The organism is Streptomyces sp. NPDC059874 (assembly GCF_042731135.1).
Taxonomy (GTDB): domain Bacteria; phylum Actinomycetota; class Actinomycetes; order Streptomycetales; family Streptomycetaceae; genus Streptomyces.
The window spans coordinates 40,501-55,912 of the sequence record NZ_JBHWJY010000040.1; the positions used below are offsets into that span (position 1 = coordinate 40,501).

13 protein-coding genes and 1 tRNA gene are annotated in these 15,412 nt (G+C 71.8%); 8 read left to right on the plus strand and 6 right to left on the minus strand.

Annotated features, from left to right (window positions below; genetic code table 11):
* The first annotated feature begins 116 nt into the window (after positions 1 to 116).
* Positions 117 to 689, plus strand: coding sequence for a hemerythrin domain-containing protein (locus ACFV9H_RS22845; protein ID WP_385401148.1), 573 nt, complete (start codon positions 117 to 119; stop codon positions 687 to 689).
* A gap of 56 nt (positions 690 to 745) precedes the next feature.
* On the opposite strand, the gene ACFV9H_RS22850 is transcribed toward ACFV9H_RS22845, so the two are convergent.
* From ACFV9H_RS22850 to ACFV9H_RS22860, 3 genes are all read right to left on the minus strand, one after another.
* Positions 746 to 1,435: a DUF6585 family protein gene (locus ACFV9H_RS22850; protein ID WP_385401150.1), complete on the minus strand. Its 690-nt coding sequence runs from the start codon at positions 1,433 to 1,435 to the stop codon at positions 746 to 748.
* 21 nt (positions 1,436 to 1,456) lie between these two features.
* Entirely contained in the window at positions 1,457 to 2,566 is a 1,110-nt protein-coding gene (locus tag ACFV9H_RS22855; protein ID WP_385401153.1) for an alpha/beta hydrolase, read from the minus strand.
* 158 nt (positions 2,567 to 2,724) lie between these two features.
* Positions 2,725 to 5,253 carry a helix-turn-helix domain-containing protein gene (locus ACFV9H_RS22860; RefSeq protein WP_385401156.1) on the minus strand — a complete coding sequence of 843 codons (2,529 nt, stop codon included), beginning with the start codon at positions 5,251 to 5,253 and terminating at the stop codon, positions 2,725 to 2,727.
* Between the two features lie 152 nt (positions 5,254 to 5,405).
* Here ACFV9H_RS22860 and ACFV9H_RS22865 point away from each other — a divergent pair, with 152 nt between their 5' ends.
* The 3 genes from ACFV9H_RS22865 to ACFV9H_RS22875 all read left to right on the plus strand — a co-directional run bounded on the left by ACFV9H_RS22865 (position 5,406) and on the right by ACFV9H_RS22875 (position 6,362).
* Positions 5,406 to 5,633, plus strand: coding sequence for a hypothetical protein (locus tag ACFV9H_RS22865; RefSeq protein ID WP_385401159.1), 228 nt, complete (start codon positions 5,406 to 5,408; stop codon positions 5,631 to 5,633).
* Between the two features lie 187 nt (positions 5,634 to 5,820).
* Entirely contained in the window at positions 5,821 to 6,183 is a 363-nt protein-coding gene (locus tag ACFV9H_RS22870; protein ID WP_385401162.1) for a hypothetical protein, read from the plus strand.
* 102 nt (positions 6,184 to 6,285) lie between these two features.
* Positions 6,286 to 6,362 (plus strand) — tRNA-Met (locus tag ACFV9H_RS22875).
* Between the two features lie 124 nt (positions 6,363 to 6,486).
* On the opposite strand, the gene ACFV9H_RS22880 is transcribed toward ACFV9H_RS22875, so the two are convergent.
* Entirely contained in the window at positions 6,487 to 7,614 is a 1,128-nt protein-coding gene (locus tag ACFV9H_RS22880) for a MerR family transcriptional regulator (protein WP_385401165.1), read from the minus strand.
* A 115-nt stretch (positions 7,615 to 7,729) separates the two neighbouring features.
* Complete coding sequence (locus ACFV9H_RS22885) at positions 7,730 to 8,812, minus strand: DUF5937 family protein (RefSeq protein ID WP_385401167.1); 1,083 nt, start codon at positions 8,810 to 8,812, stop codon at positions 7,730 to 7,732.
* 99 nt (positions 8,813 to 8,911) lie between these two features.
* On the opposite strand from ACFV9H_RS22885, the gene ACFV9H_RS22890 reads away from it, so the two are divergent.
* Positions 8,912 to 10,150 carry an MFS transporter gene (locus ACFV9H_RS22890; RefSeq protein WP_385401170.1) on the plus strand — a complete coding sequence of 413 codons (1,239 nt, stop codon included), beginning with the start codon at positions 8,912 to 8,914 and terminating at the stop codon, positions 10,148 to 10,150.
* Positions 10,151 to 10,313: 163 nt separating this feature from the next.
* Positions 10,314 to 11,099, plus strand: coding sequence for a TIGR04222 domain-containing membrane protein (locus tag ACFV9H_RS22895; RefSeq protein ID WP_385401173.1), 786 nt, complete (start codon positions 10,314 to 10,316; stop codon positions 11,097 to 11,099).
* A 493-nt stretch (positions 11,100 to 11,592) separates the two neighbouring features.
* On the opposite strand, the gene ACFV9H_RS22900 is transcribed toward ACFV9H_RS22895, so the two are convergent.
* The gene (locus ACFV9H_RS22900) at positions 11,593 to 12,216 is read right to left on the minus strand and encodes a hypothetical protein (RefSeq protein ID WP_385401176.1); all 624 of its coding nucleotides are present in this window, start codon (positions 12,214 to 12,216) and stop codon (positions 11,593 to 11,595) included.
* A gap of 483 nt (positions 12,217 to 12,699) precedes the next feature.
* Between ACFV9H_RS22900 and ACFV9H_RS22905 the strand changes: the two genes are divergently transcribed.
* Positions 12,700 to 14,493 (plus strand): IPT/TIG domain-containing protein, encoded by a 1,794-nt coding sequence (locus ACFV9H_RS22905; protein WP_385401179.1) that lies wholly within the window; start codon positions 12,700 to 12,702, stop codon positions 14,491 to 14,493.
* Positions 14,494 to 14,680: 187 nt separating this feature from the next.
* The gene (locus ACFV9H_RS22910) at positions 14,681 to 15,412 is read left to right on the plus strand and encodes an SDR family NAD(P)-dependent oxidoreductase (RefSeq protein WP_385401182.1); all 732 of its coding nucleotides are present in this window, start codon (positions 14,681 to 14,683) and stop codon (positions 15,410 to 15,412) included.

Consider the following 15,412-nt stretch of genomic DNA (forward strand, 5'->3'; position numbering starts at 1 on the left):
CCCCGGACACCCCGGCCGACTGGTTGCCGTCCTGTTAGCGCCGCGTCATCCCGGGTACGCGCGAAGCGACCGGCGGGCGCGCCGCCGGCCGAGGCCGATAGGGAAGGGGCAACGGCATGGGACACGGGCAGGGACAGGCGGAGGCAGCGGACATCATCGCCGAACTGACCGTCGACCACCGCGAGGTGGCCGGACTGTTCGACAGGATCGAGCACACCACACCGGCCGGCGAACGCCAGAAGGCGGCCGAGCAGCTGACCATCGAACTGGTGCGGCACTCGGTTGCGGAGGAGGAACATCTCTACCCGGCGGTCCGGGAGCACTTCCCGGACGGGGACCTCATCGCGGACAAGGAGCTGGCCGACCACGCCCTCGTCGAGAAGCTGCTCAAGGACCTCGAGGGACTGGACGCCGCGGGCCCCGAGTTCGACCACTTGATCGCAGCGCTGAAGGCGGAGGTCACGGCCCACGTGCACGACGAGGAGGAGAACCTCTTCCCCCGGCTCCGCCAGGCGTGTTCCCCCGAAGCCCTGGTGAAGCTGGGGGCCAAGGTCCGGCGGACCAAGAGGTTCGCGCCGACCAGGCCGCACCCCGGCGTCCTCGCCTCGCAGCCGCACCACCGGCTGCTGTCCGCCGGCACCGGACTGGTCGACCGGGCGAGGGACTTCGCCACCGGACGCGGCGACTAGTGCTGTGACCGGAAAGGTTCACCGGGTCACAGCACTAGGCTCCGCCCGGCGGCGCGTCACCTGCCGTCGGCCTTGAAACCCCGGCACAGCCGGAGGAACAGATCCACGTTGGCGATGCTCTGCAGGTCCGCACTGTCCACGGTCGTGCGCCTCTGGGAGCCGTTGAAGATCAGCCTTCCGCTGAAGGAGGAGATCGTGGTGATGTCGGACCAAGGAGCGGAGTGCTTACGGCCGGCCAGGCCCTTCCGGTCGACCTTGTAGGCACCGAAGTCCACCGTCCCGCCGCGTTCGATGGCGTCGAGGACCTTAAGCAGTTGCGTCCGCGTGACGGCTTGCATGATGTGTTCCCCCCAGACGTCCGGCCACAGGAAGAGGGCACCCTGCACCACTGACGTGATGCCCAGTGATTGCTTCTCCTCCTTGAGGAACACCCGGGTGCCCGGGCCGATGTTCACCGCGGCGCCCTGCGGGTCCAACAGGGTGTACCGGGCGTCCCACGGGACGCCGTTGCGGGTGCTCATGTACCGCAGGACCCGCACGGTCTCCCAGTCGTACGCGGCCCGGAAACCCTCGGGTCCGGTCACCACCGCGCCGTTGGCGTGGATGTAGAGCCGCGACGCGTTGTGCTTGCCGAACAGGCGGCTCTGCTTCATCCGGAAGGTCCGCTGCCACTGGCCGAGTCCGCGTTCGGCTGCCAGCGCCACGACCTCGTCGGTGGGCTTCTCGTAGGTGTCCTTCTCTTCCATGTCTTCCCTCCTTTCGGCCGGTCAGCCCGCTGCGGCGAAGGCGGCTTCGAGGCGCGGGACGTAGTCGGCGAAAGCCGGGGCCCAGCAGCCGTAGTTGTGGCCGCCGTTGCAGCTCGGGGCCAGCGACGCACCGTTGCCGTAGTTGACGAGGCGGCTCGGAATGCCCAGCTGGTCCAGGCGGGCCTTGACCGTGTTCGAGGCCGCTTCGGTGTGGACGTCGATGAGGTCGTTGTTGCCGGTGTAGAGCGTGATACCGGTGCCGGACAGTTTGGCGAGGTTGGTCGGCGCGGCCGGGTCGACCGCCTTCCACACGCGGTCGGCGTCGAAGAACGGGTACGGAGAGCCGAAGATCGCGTCGCTGTCCACGACGGGGCCGAAACCGGTGCACTGGCCGGAACCGGCCGAACCGGAAGTACTGCTCGCGCACCAGGCGCCCGTGACGTTGAGTTCGGTCCCCAGAACGGCCGCGCGGACCTGCCACATGCCGAAGTCGATGCCGCCCGACAGGGCGGCCACGTGTCCGAACAGGTCGGGGCGGGCCTGGGCGTAGTGCAGCGAGCCGAAGCCGCCCATGGACAGCCCGACGACGGCCCGGTGGGCCCGGTCGTTGCGGGTACGAAGGTTGGCGTCGATGAAGGGGACGATCTGGGTGAGGTGGAACGTCTCCCAGTTCGCCTTCCCTTCGGCGGTGTTCTGCATCAGCCAGTCGGCGTACCAGCCCTTCAGCCCGCCGTCCGGAACCACGGTGATCATCGATTCCGCATGCAGTGCCGGCGCTGCCGCGACGTCGTTCACGTTGCCGCTGCCACCGTGCAGGAAGTAGGTGACCGGCCAGCGCCGGTCGGGGTCGGTGGCGTATGCGGTGGGGAGAAGGATGCGGATCCTGTGCTTCCCCGAGAGCTGTGCCGTGGTGACGGTGAGGGTGAAGTCGGTGGGGCTGTGCACCTGCGTGTCTTCGGGCACCAAGGTCAGACCGAACCCGTTCGAGAACGGGGGAACGTCGGCGGAGGCCGCGTGGGCGTCGGTGACCGCCGGCGTGGCGGTGGCCGGCGCGGCGTGCGCGGCGCCGGCACCCGCCAGGACGGTGAGCGCGAGTGCCGCGCCGAATGTGGTGAGGCGCAGGGAAGTCATCGGCGAACCCTTCATCGAGGAAGCCCGCGCCGCGGCGAGCTGCCGCGAGCGGGACGTTCCTCCGATGCTGGCGCCCCGTACCGCCCGGCCGACAGGCCAAACGACCGGCCATCGGTGACCGGCGCCCGGGGGAGCAGCCGACCGTGTCGGCTCCGAGGTCACCCGTCGTCGTGCTCCCCCGGCGACGGGGCGCCGGCGGGCGGGGTCGTGAAGGTGGCCGGTGCGAAGTCCCGGTGCCGGCTGCGGAACACGCGTGCGAGGTGGTGCTGCAGCCGGACGTGGCGGAACTGGAACACGGCCCCGGTCTGCCGCAGCACCCCCCGGCGGTAGGCGTCGTCCAGGAACGCGGCGGGGTCCCAGGGAAGTCGGCTGGCCAAGGGCAGCCAGACACGTGCCAGGACGATCCACTGACCCCAGGCGGTGAAGGTGAGCACGTAGGAGGCCGTGCCGCCGAGGCCGCCGACCGTGCCGATGAACAGGCTGTCCTGAAGACCCCAGTTGAGCGGTCCCATCACGTTCCGGAGCAGATCGACGATGAGGTACCCGCCGACGGCGATGGCCAGGGTCAACGCCGGAGCCAGGATCAGGAACTGACGGCAGACCGTCGTACGGTTCGCGGACAGCAGACTGACCGGGGTGGCCGCCGCGGTGACGTCCACAGGCGCTTCGAGCGCGGACATGAGCCCGAAGACGAGACCGGCGGCCGAGCCGAAGATCAGTCCGAAGACCAGCATGTTGATCAGGGTGCCCTGCACCACGTGCGGGTCGGTGAGCGGCGTCCCCGAGACCAGCGCGCGTTGGAGGGTGAGGGCGCAGGCGCATCCGATGCCCATGACGGTCCCGCCGATCAGACCTTGCCCGAACCGGAAGGAGAAGGTGCGCAGGGACCGTCGGCCGAGACCGTCGCGGGCGGCGCGCAGGGTCAGCCGGACACGGGCTGGTTCGAACCCGCCGCCGGATCTGTCCGTCATCGCGTGGAGGGCTCCGAATCCGAGGCCGACGGCGGGCCCCATGAGTCCGCCCTGGAGCAGGACCTCGCTGACGGAGAGGGGGGTGAGCAGTAGGCCGACCAGCCAGTCGGCCAGGGCGATGCTCACGGCGGTGGCGAGGATGAAGGCGAGGGTCCGCTGGAGCCGTGACATCGAATCGCCGAGCTGCCACCACGCGAGATCCTGACGTTCGCGGTCGAGACGCACCAGGTGGTGGGCGAGGTGACCGAGCCAGCCTTCGGCCCGGACCGGGTCCGCGTACGACGCCCCGGGCCGCCGGCCGGCCGCGTCCCGTTCCGGGACACGGCGTCGGTAGACCGCGGGCACGAACCCCGCCAGCAGGTGTTCGTCCAGGCTCTTCACCGAGGGGAACCGGGCGGCGTCGAGGAGCTCGGCGGGATCCCGGCCGGGCGTCTCGCTGTACAGGGTGCGGGCGAGGATGACCATGAGCGGGGTGGTGAGCACCGTGGCGAGGTTCTCGTGTGCCGGGCTCCGGCGCGTGCGCAGCTGCGTGAGCACCACGTCCCATGGAGAGCCGGCCGGGTCGGTGCCGCGGGCGTCGCTCTCGTCGGGCGGGAGGGTACGGGAGGTGCGGGGAAGGTAGTCGGCGAGGTCCTGGAGGGTGAGGTCGGTGAGCTCGATGCCGCCGGCCCACACCAGGGGCGCGTGCGCGGCCCGGACGGCCTCGGCGTACTCGTCGCGCCGACTGGTGAGGACGAGCGGTAAGGAGGTCGCGTTGAGGGCGTCCAAGGCGTCCCGCCGCAGGCCTTCGGCGATCTCGTCGAACCCGTCCAGGACCGGCAGGATGAGGTCGGTGTCGACCAGTACGGCTGCCAGGGAGGCCCCGCCGGAGCTGCGGCGGGCCAGATGCGGGTGGTCGCGCAGCAGTCGCCCGATCAGCCAATCCCGCAGTGTGGTGGTGGACGGGTCCCAGGAGCCGATGCTGAAGATGACCGGAACGCGGTGGTGCGGGGCCGGGGTGTCGAGGAGGTCCAGGACGAGCCTGATCGTGAGGACGGATTTGCCCGAGCCGGCCCGGCCGAGTATCACCAGTCGTCCGGAGGGGATCCTGAGGTAGACCTCGGCCATGCTCCGCAGGTCGCCATCGAGATCCACCGCACGCGGAGTCTCACCCGGCCCGAGGCGTTGGATGTTCTCGGCGCGGTCGGTCAGAACGGCCGGCGCCGGCTTCCACCGGACAGGCAGCGGGAACGGGTCGTGGACGCGGCGTTGCGCCTCCTCGTGGCGCCAGCGGCGCCGGACTTCCGTCGCCAGCTCTTGCGCGGCGTCGGCGAGTGCGTCGTGGACGGGCGATCGGGCGGGTGGGGCGGGTGCCCACACCCCGTGGCCGGGGCCGTGGGCACCGGTGTCGCGGATCGCCGAGCCGGGTTCCGGGTCGGGTATGGGGAAACGTTCCGGTGAGGGTTCGGGCCGCTGTCCCGTGCCGGTGCCCGCTCGGGCGGCGAGTGAGCTGGACGAGTTGGTGAGCGCGGCGGCCAGACGCAGACGGTGCACTTCGTCCAGGCCGAGTGCGTCCGCGAGCAGATTCACCGTTCCGGTCCGGTGGTTCGTGGATCTACCGCTCTCCAGCCGGCGGATGGTGCGCACGCTGACCCCGGAGCGTTCGGCCACCTGTTCCTGCGTCAGGTTCGCTCCATCGCGCAGCTCACGAAGCAAGGTGCCGAGGTCCTCCGTCATCCACCATCTCCCCTGAGCAACCAGTACGAACGGCCCCGAGCCTACCTGTGGCCGCCGGTCACCAATGGCCGGGTGTCTGACCTGTGCAGCCCACGTCACCAGGGTCACCATCGTCGTCAGCGCCACACACCGACGGAAGGCGAGGAGCCGACGTGGCCAACCGCTACTGGTGCGGAGAGTGCGGCTTCAAGACACCTTGGCTCGAGAAGTCCGAGGGACTCCGCCGACAGATCGAGCACTACGCCAGCAAGCACCCCGGCTCTTCCCCGGGCGGCCAGGTCGAGACCCGAAGACGCAGCCCGGTCGCGAGCCGTGGATGCCTCCTGCTGGCGACCACCGCACTCGTCGTGCTCGGCATCGTGGCCGCCTGGCGCCATTGAGCGTGTGCGGGGCATCCACAGGGCATGGCGCAGAGCCACTGGGCAAAGCGTCGACGCCGGTTGTAACAGAGCAAAACCGGACGACAGAAAGAGAGTTTGAGCAATGAGCGGTTTCTCTATGGAGTCAAGGCGGCCTCGACCGGAGCGGCCGCGTCAACGGCCGGGGTCGGCCACCGGCGCGGGTGCCATGGGCATCGCATTCGGTGTCGTCGTCGCATGCGGCGCGGTGTACGTGCTGCTCCTCCTCACGGACGGGAACGGCTTCGGGCTGTTCGGGCTGCCCGTGCTCGCCCTCGGCGTGGGCCTCCTGCGCAACGGCGTCAAGGTGCTCGCCGGGGTGGCCCACTCAGGTGACCGGCTGAGTCAATTGGCCTTCGTACCCGCGGTCCTGGCCGGGCTGGGTATGGGCGGCATGGCGGCGGGGGCCGACTGGGACAACGACGCCTCCCTCACTCAACTGGCAGGCTTCGTCATTGCCTTCATCCTTGCCGTGACCCTGATCGTGCTGTGCGAACGGCCGGCGACGAAGCTCTACCTCGACGAGAACTGAGCCGGCACGGTGCGCGCGGCGGTCCCCGATCACCGGCCACGGCAACGGCATCATCCGGATATTCGTTCGCGCCCGCGCGCCCCGGCGTCTTACGGTGGAGGTCGCCGGGTGGAGCAGGTCGGCAGCTCGCTGGGCTCATAACCCAGAGGTCGCGGGTTCAAATCCCGCCCCGGCCACCAAAGAGGCGGGCCCGTCGCTCATTACGAGCGACGGGCCCGCCCGACAGCCACGCTCACGAAAAACGGCTCGGCGAGAACGGCGGGATGTCCAGGAGTCGCCATGACGCTGTCGCTGCGACGCGGTTCAAGCCATGAGCAGGCGGAGGCCGAGATCTGCCGCGTCGAGGTCGGAGAGGTGGCCGTTGCGCTCGGTCCACCGGCCGGAATCGAGGTCGTCGCTGAGGCTTCGTACCGCCCGCTCCTCGGCCTCCGGCCCGACCCTCGTCCACACCGACATCGCACGGCGCACGTGATCCTCCAGATACGCCCCCGGTCGGCGCCAGTGCGCCTCGAACAGGCCGTCAGCGCAGTCCCACGGGATGGGCACCGGCTCGGCGCGGGCGCCGATCGCATCGGCCATCCCGGCCAGTGAGGGAAATTCCGTGAGGACGGTGGCGAACTCGGGCAGGTGGTCGCGGGTGAGCCAGAACCGGTCCCGCCATCCGGGCTCGTCGGTGTCGAAGGTGAGCACCACCACGCGTCGGGCCACGCGCCGCATCTCGCGCGGCCCCGCCATCGGGTCCCCCCAGTGGTGAACGGTGGAAACGGCCATCGCGGCGTCGAAGGAGCGGTCCTCGAACGGGAGGCTCTCCGCGGCGGCGGCCACGCACGGCGCCGAGCCCGCAGGCCGCTGCCCCCGCATGACCGCCGATGGCTCCACCGCGGTCACGTCGCGATCGGCAGGCTCGTAGGAGCCGGTGCCGGCCCCGACGTTCAGCACCGTCTGCGCGTCCCCGAGCGCATCCCAGATCTGCGCGGCGATCCGCGGATAGGTACCGTGTGTCGCCGTGTAGGCGCCGCCGATCGCGTCGTACAGTCGTGCACCGAGCATTTCCAGTTGCTCCTCCGGTGTCACCTTCAGTCCCTTCGCCCGCGCCTCAAGTTCCCTGTCGATGGCCTCCACCATGGCGTCAGCTCGATCACGCCGCTCCAGCAGCAGGCCGCGCAGTCGGCGCAGGTGCGCGACCGCGTCGGTGGACGAGTCGCCGACCAGTTCCGCAACCTCCCGCAGACCGAAGCCCAGCCGCCGGTAGGCCGGCACCTCCCTGAGCCGCTCAACGTCGCCCGCCGAGTAGGCCCGGTACCCGGCCGCGGTCCGCGCCGACGGACGCACGAGCCCGATCGCGTCATAGTGATGCAGCGTGCGGACGCTCACGCCGGCCGGCTCGGCCACGCGTCCCACGGTCCAGTGATCTTCCACGGCAACGACCATGCAGCCTGACGCCAGGTGAGGGTCAAGAGCCGCACTCACGGCGGCAACAGCCGAACGCGAAGCAGCGGTCCGCGGCCCCAGGGCCTGTCGCGGGACGGCGACCGAGGAAGTCGGGCTACCGCAATACCGCCGCGAGCAGGTCGGTCCCCAGCGCCGTCAGGGCCGACAGGTTGAGGCTGTAGCGCACGTACCGCCCCTCCCGCCGAGCTACGAGGAGCCCCGCGCGCCGCAGGAGGGCCAGGTGGCGGGAGACCTCCGGGGGCGTCAGGTCCCAGGCGTGGGCCAGTTCGCCGTTGGTGTGCGGGCCCCGGGCGAGGGTGCGGAGCAGACGCAGCCGTGCCGGGTGGGCCAGGGCCTCCAGACGCAGGGTGACCGTGTCCAGTGAGACCGGCTCCGACGGGCCCGGCTCGGCCACCGGGTACTGGACCACCGGCTGCCAGCCGGGCGCGTGGACCATCGCCAGGTGCGGCCGACCGAAGACGCTCGGGATGAAGGTGACGCCGGTGCCGTGGGCGGTCGTCGCCTTGTCCAGCAGCTTGTCCACGAGGATGCAGTCGCCGTCCGGGGCCAGGGTGACCGCGCCGGAGACCGAGGCGAGGGCCGCCCCGAGGCCCTGGCGCTTCAGCAGGTCCTTCTTCAGGCGCAGGTCCGTGGCGAGCTGGACGGCGGAGTCGGCCCAGGCCGCGTTGAAAAAGGCTTCGGCGCAGGCCTCCAGGGTGTCGCGAACCCGCGCTCGTACCGCCGTCGGGTCCTCGAGCAGCCGTTCCGCGAACGCTTCCTGGCGCGGTCCTCGGGCCTGGGCCAGTTCCAGAGCCAGCTCCCGCGCAGCGGTATCGGTGAGGGGCGACGGGGAGGTGAGGTGGATCCGGTTGCCGCACGTGGTGACCAGTGCGGCGGACACGTACGTCTCGTCATCGATCCGGTCCACGTCGTCCAGCTCCTCCGCGAGGGTCGGCCGGGGCCGCGCGGGCAGCATGAAGTCGGCCTGTGACGCCCGCCAGAGGAACTCCGCCTCCCGCAACCGCTCGGCCGGCCCAGGCCGCAGCCCCGCCCACACATCGGCAGCCCAGGCCGCGAACTGCGGATGGTGCTCCGGCTCGGCGAGCACGTGCAGCATCGCGGTCAGCTCGGCCAGCGGGGAGGCGGCGAACCGCAGCCGCTCGGGCGGCATGCCGCTGATGTCGATCCTCAACGTCATCCGCACATCATCACCGCCCCGGCGGGCGGCGACGACGTCGGTTGACGGTCTCCGTCAACCGACGTGCCCGGCCGGGCCGGCGAACCCACCGTTCACGCCATGGCAGTCACGAGCACCACCCACACCTCCAAGGTCCGGCCCCGCGCCCTCGTCCGCGCCTCCGGCGGCCCCCGTTACGCCGTCGCCCTGGCCGTCGACGCCCTCGGCACCGGCCTGCTGAGGCCCTTCCTCCTCCTCTACGGAGTGTCGGTGCTCAGCCTGTCCGCGCCGGCCACCGGCATCGCGATGACGGCCGGCATCGTCATCGGACTGCTGTGCATGCCCGCGGTCGGGCGCTGGCTGGACCGCGGCGCGCGCAGCACCGTCGTCGCCGCATCGATGCTGATACGCGTGGCGGGCGTGGCCGTGCTGCTGGCGACCCCGCCGGGGCACATCTGGCCGTTCGCGGCCGCGGCCCTCTTCCTCGGCATCGGCAACCAGGCATGGCCGGCCGCCCACGCGGCCCTCGTCGCCACCATCGCCCACGGGCGCGAACGTGACACCGCGCTCGCGGCGGGACGCGCCCTGCGCAATGCGGGGCTGGGAGTGGGGGCGCTCCTCGCCATGGCCTGCCTGGCGGGCGGGACCTCGGCCCTGCAGACGCTGGCCGGCGCCACAGGCCTGGCGTACCTGGTGGCCGCCGGCCTCGCGTGGTCGGTCCGCGTGCGCGTGGAGCCGGCGGCAACCCTGTCCGTCACGTCCGCCGGGCACGACGAGCCCGCACCCCGCATGCGCGCCCTACTGGCCGCCAACGTGGTCTACGTCTTCTGCCTCAACGTCCCCGAGATCGCGCTCCCGCTGGTCTTGCTGACACAGCTGGACGCCTCCCCGGTGTGGTCGGCAGCGATCTTCGTGGCCAACACGGTGCTGGTGGTCACCTTCCAAGTCCCGGTCACCATCCTGATGTCCCGATACTCCCGGCGCACCGCGCTGACCATCGCCGGCGTCGTCCTCACGGCGTCGTACGCAGGCTTCCTCGCCGTGACGTCCCTGGGACACGGGGACGCGAACGGGTGGGCCGCCCCGGCCGTCGCCGCCGTCTCCGTCGCCTGCACCCTCGGCGAGATCATCTACGCCGGCAGCGCCACCGCTCTCGTGACGGCCCTCGCCCCGGCCCATGCCCTGGGACGCACACTCGCCCGCTTCGAACTCTCCACCGGCTTCGGCCTTGCCGTCTCCCCGGCCGCCATCACCGCCCTCGCCCCCCACGGCCCGACCGCCCTCTGGGGCACCCTCGCCGTGGCGACCCTCCTGTCCGCCTCCGCCGTCGCCACCGAGAACGACCGCATGCCCGCATGACCACCTGGGGACGTCGGCGACCGACGAGAACGCGGCGAGGCCCGTTGTCGTACGTCGCGTGGCCAGTCATCGGGACCGGCATTCCGGGCGCCTGCGCCGGCAACCGGCTGGCGGACAACGTGATTTGACGCCAGTCTGGTGCCAAAAGGAGGGGTGGTGGCCCGTGCTCGTGATCAACGCGGTGTCGGCAGGAGCCGCGTGGCTCTTGTTGCTGATGGCTGCCGCTCTACGCCTTCGCCCCGACCTGCGCCCGGTGCCCGACCCACTCGACCGGCGGCTCTCGCCCGTCGAGACGGGCCTGCTGCGCGGGGGCCGACGGGGTGCGGCGCAGACCGGGCTGGTCGAGCTGTATCTGGCCGGTTCGGTCGAAGCCGGATGGCGGCAGACCGTCCGACCCGGCGAGGCCCGATTGCCGCGCGGCTGCTCCGAGGTGGCCCGCGCCCAGTACCACGTGCTGTACGGGCCCCTGCACCCGCGCCGCCTGCAAGGCATGGAGCGGGTGCAACGTGCCGTCCAAGGGGTGTCGACGGAGCTGGAGCGGGCGCGGCTGGTGGTGTCCCGCAGACGGGTGTGGGTCGTACGGAGCCTGCTGCTGCCGGTCTTCGCCGCCGCCCCGCTCGGAGCCGCCGCAGGCGGGCAGACGGCGGTGTGGCTCGCGCTCGACCTCCTCGCCGACGCCGGCGCGGTGGCCTTGTGGGTATGGCCCCGGCGCACCCTGCGCGGCGCGGCACTGCTCGCCCGGCTGCGCCGCGACCAGGCGGGAGTCCGCCGGGCGACCGAGCGCCGGCCGGACGCGTTGCTGCTGAGCGTCGCCCTGTTCGGCGCCCCGGCGCTGCGCGCCCAGCTCCCCCGGTTCACCGAGGAGAGCGGCCTGTTGACCCGCCCTCCGAGGGAGCCCATGGACCGAGGCGGCGGCTCCGGCGAAGCGTTCGCGAGCTGCGGCGGCTAGTACGCGGGCTGTGTCGCTCGGCGGGGTCGGTCAGAGCTTGAGGTCGATCGTGAAGCGCCTGGTTCGCATACCCATCGTGTCGGCGTGGACCGATCCACGAGCCCGGTCGAATTCCCCGGTGGCCGCCGGTGATTCCGTTGTCGAACGAAGGGGAGGGCCCGAGTTGAGATGACCGAAGACCATCCCCTGCACTCGCCGAGGATCCCGCCGTGGGCTCCTCGGGCCTCGCCCGCCGCGTTCCCGACTGGCGGCCGAGGAAGACGAGCCGGCGGGCGGGCGTCGAACCCGGCGGGGCGGACCTCGTGCCCCCTCGCCGAGCTCGCCCGGACTTCCGGACCAGCGCGCGCGTCGCCGGCAGTCCGGCGTCGGAGTCTGCCCAGCCGGCGTGCCCGCTCGTCATGACTCAGCCTCTCCGTATCCGCACCGTGTCCGACGCGCCCGCCGTCGGACATCCCATCACAAGAGTGCGGGTGCCGGCAGCCCGGGCTAACCCCTAGCCGTCGCTCAGCGGCGAACCCCACCCGGGATCGTGCGACGGCTTTCTCGTCAGGTGGCCCATCAGGTGCTCTGCTGTGTCGGCGGCGGTGTCCTCCGGCGCTCCCACCGCAGTCAGGGCAGCGCGGATCCTTGTCAGCGCCGCCGACGGTATGTCCAGGTCGTTGAAGAGGGGAAGGATCAGGAGGAGACGTGCGGCCGCATCCCGGACCCCTTCGGCGTCGGGGGCCGGGGTATCGGCGATACGGGCCAGTTCCTGCCAGACCAGCCCGCTCCCCGGCAGGTGCCCTTGCCAGGCGGCGATCTTCTGGGCGTAGCTGTGACCCGGGTGGGTGAGCAGGTAGTCGATGCCGTAGTCGCCGACCAGGTTGCGGTAGATCACTACGACTCCGGGACCGTCGGCGGCGGGCACGCGGAAGACGGGCCAGCGCTCAGGATCGAAGAGCGTCTCGGACAGGGCATCGGCGTCGGCGCCGTCATCGCCGAACCACTCCGGAACCGGACGCTCAACACACGTCCCGTCCTCGCACAGCGCCATGAGGTGGTTCGACCAGAAGCCCGGGCGAGCCGGCAACGGCTCCCCAGCGACCAGTGGGCCGTCGTCGTATCCCGGAATCAGCACGCCGTAAGCGTGTCACCCGCCACTGACATGGCCTGATGTGGGCCCGTCAGTCGAACACATCCCCAAAGGACGACTGCCTGGTCGTAGTCGGCGGCATACTCCGGCGGCCGTGTCTGGGCATGACGGTCGACGATGTTCCCCGGTTCGGGGCGGGCCGCGCGAAATGCTCGTACGTCCGTGCGAACTCGGCCTCTCGGTCGGAGTTTTCGACAGGGGCGACGTGACGATCCGGCATTTCCTGCGCGCCGCGCCTCGGCCGCTGCGATGCTTCCGCCGGTATCACCGGGCCGTCGCTCCCGCGAGCGGTCCTCGATACGGGCGAACGGTCGGCGGCGTCGTGCGGAACGGTGCTCTCCGGTTCGCCGTGCCGGAGCGTCCGGCCGCGGCTTCCCAGGAGTCTCGCCTCCGGCCGCCGCCGGGCGGAACTGAGAGGGGGAGACTTCGATGTCATCGAATGCGGTGTTACGCGGACCAAGATCCCGGTTGCGCAACCGGCTGCTGGCGGTGGCCGCGTCGTCCGCGCTGGCAGCGGGCGGCCTGACGGTTCTGGCGGTTCCGGCGGCGGCGGAAGGGGTGTGCGCCGCCCCGGTCGTGGCGGATGCCGTCACCACGATCACCTGCACGGCGGGTGGTTCCGGAAGCCTCACTGTGCCCGACGGCGTGTCCAGCGCCGTGGTCACCCTCGACGGCGCCGGAGGCGGGAACGCCTACGACGGCACACCGGGCGGCAAGGGCGCCCACCTCGTGGCGACCGTCCCCGCGACTCCCGGCCAGACGTTCAACGTCACCGTCGGCAGGCGCGGCGCCAACGCCGCCGCGAATTCGCAGTTCGGGGCGCCCGGGTCCGGTGGAGCCCTCGTCGCGGTGACCACGGCATCCAACACCCCCTTGCTGACGGCGGGTTCGGGCGGCGGCGCGGGCGGACCGGGCATCGGCTCCCCGGCCTACCCGGGAGCGGCCGGTGGTGACAGCGGCAGCGCGGGCGCCGATGGCAACGGTCTGGTTCCGGACGCGCAAGGCGGTACGGGCGGAGGCGCGGGCACCGACACCGCCGGCGGGGCGGCCGGGACCGGAGGGCCCGGCGCGGACAACGAGGGCGCGAACGGTTCCCCCGGCGCCTACCCGAACGGCTCCGGCGGCTCCGCCGCGCAGGGAGTCTTCAGTCCGACCGGCGCCGGCGGGCGCGGTGGGGCCGGGTACGGCGGCGGAGGCCGGGGCGGAGCCGGTGGCCGGTACGGAACCACCGGGGGCGGAGGCGGTGGCGGAGGCGGCGGATCCAGCCTGGTCTCCGGAACGGTTCCCGGCTCACCGGTCACGCTGACCGACGGGGCCAACGCCGCGGACGGCCGGATCGTGTTCGCCTTCCACCGGGACGCGCCCACGGTCACCGCCATCAGCCCGACCTCCGGACTTGCGGCGGGCGGCACGACGGTGACGGTCACCGGCACGAACTTGGCGGGCGCCGCCATCACTTTCGGCGCGGGCAACCCCGCCACCGGCGTCTCCTGCACCCCGACCTCCTGCACCGCCACCGCACCGGCCGGGACCGGGACGGTGGACGTACAGGCCACCACGCCCGGCGGCACCAGTGCGGCCTCCCCGACCGACCGCTACACCTACATTCCCGTACCCGTGGTGACCTCGCTCAGCCCGTCCTCGGGCACCACGGACGGCGGGACCGTCGTCACGGTCAACGGCACCGGCCTGAGCGGCGCCACCTCGCTCACCTTCGGCCCCGGCAACCCGGCCGGCGGTCTGTCCTGCACCGCCACCACGTGCACGGCCACCGCACCCGCGCACGCCGCCGGCCCCGTCGACGTGCAGGTCACCACGCCCGGCGGCACCAGCGCCGTGGTCGGCGCGGGCCGGTACACGTACCAGCTCCCGCCCGCGGACATCGACGTGGACCTGACCGCGCAGCCGGGCCTGAGCCTCCTCGCCCCGTACCTCAGCTACACCCTGACCGCTCACAACACCGGCCCCGGTACGGTCACTTCGGCCACGCTGACGGCGACACTGCCGCCGGGCTCGTCCGCCACCGCCCTGGCCCCGGGGTGCACGGCGATGGGGACCACCGTGACCTGCGTCTACGGCGCCATCGCCGGCGGCGCAGTCTCGGCCAAGACGTTCCGGGTACCGCTCAGCCTGCTCTCACTGGGCCGCGTCTCGATCACCGCCACTCGGACGGTGTCCGCTCCGACCGACCCCAACACACTCAACGACAGCGCGACCGCCACCTGCACGGTCGTCTCCGTCCTCCTGTCCACCTGCCCCTGATCCTCGGACAGCCCCCGGCGCTCCGCACACGGACGACGCACACCTTCCGGGGCGCGGCCGCGGCCCCGCAAGCCCACCGGCTCGCGGGGCCGCGGCCGTTCCGGGCTCATTGACTTTGTTCGGCCGCTGCTCGACCCTCAGCGCACCCCCGCCCGCTTCGTCAGGGGCCCCACCGTGCGGAGGACGTATGGGACAGCTCGATGGCAAGGTCGCGGTGGTGACGGGCGGTTCGTCCGGCATCGGCCTGGCGATAGCCGCCCGCTTCGTCCAGGAGGGCGCCCAGGTCTTCCTCAACGGTCGGCGGGAGGCGGAACTCGCCACGGCCGCAGCCGAATTGGGCAGATCGGTGATCGCCGTCCCGGGTGACGTGACCCGGGGGGCCGACCTCGCCCGCCTTTACACGGCGGTGGAGGAGGCCGGTAGCCCGGTGGACATCCTGGTGGCCAACGCAGGCGGTGGTCAGCCGGCCGGACTAGCCGATCTCACGCAGGACCAGTTCGACCTGACATCGGACCTGAACTTCAAGGCGACCTACTTCACCGTCCAGCGCGCACTGCCCCTGTTCAAGGATGGCGGCTCGATCATCCTGCTCGGCTCGGCCGCCGGCTCCGCCGGGTCCAGGCGCTTCGGCGTCTACGCCGCGACGAAGGCCGCCGTCCGCTCGATGGCCCGCAGCATGGCTCTGGAACTGGCCGACCGCGGAATCCGCGTCAACACCCTCAGCCCCGGCCCGATCGCCACCCCGTCCTTGGCCCAGGCCCCCGCCGACGTCGTCGAGGAGGCGACGGGTCGCGTCCCCCTCGGCCGCCCCGGCCGCCCCGAGGAAGTCGCCTCCGCCGCACTGTTCCTCGCCTCACACGAAAGCAGCTACATCACCGGGATCGAACTCTTCGTGGACGGCGGCGCCCGTCAGGTCTGA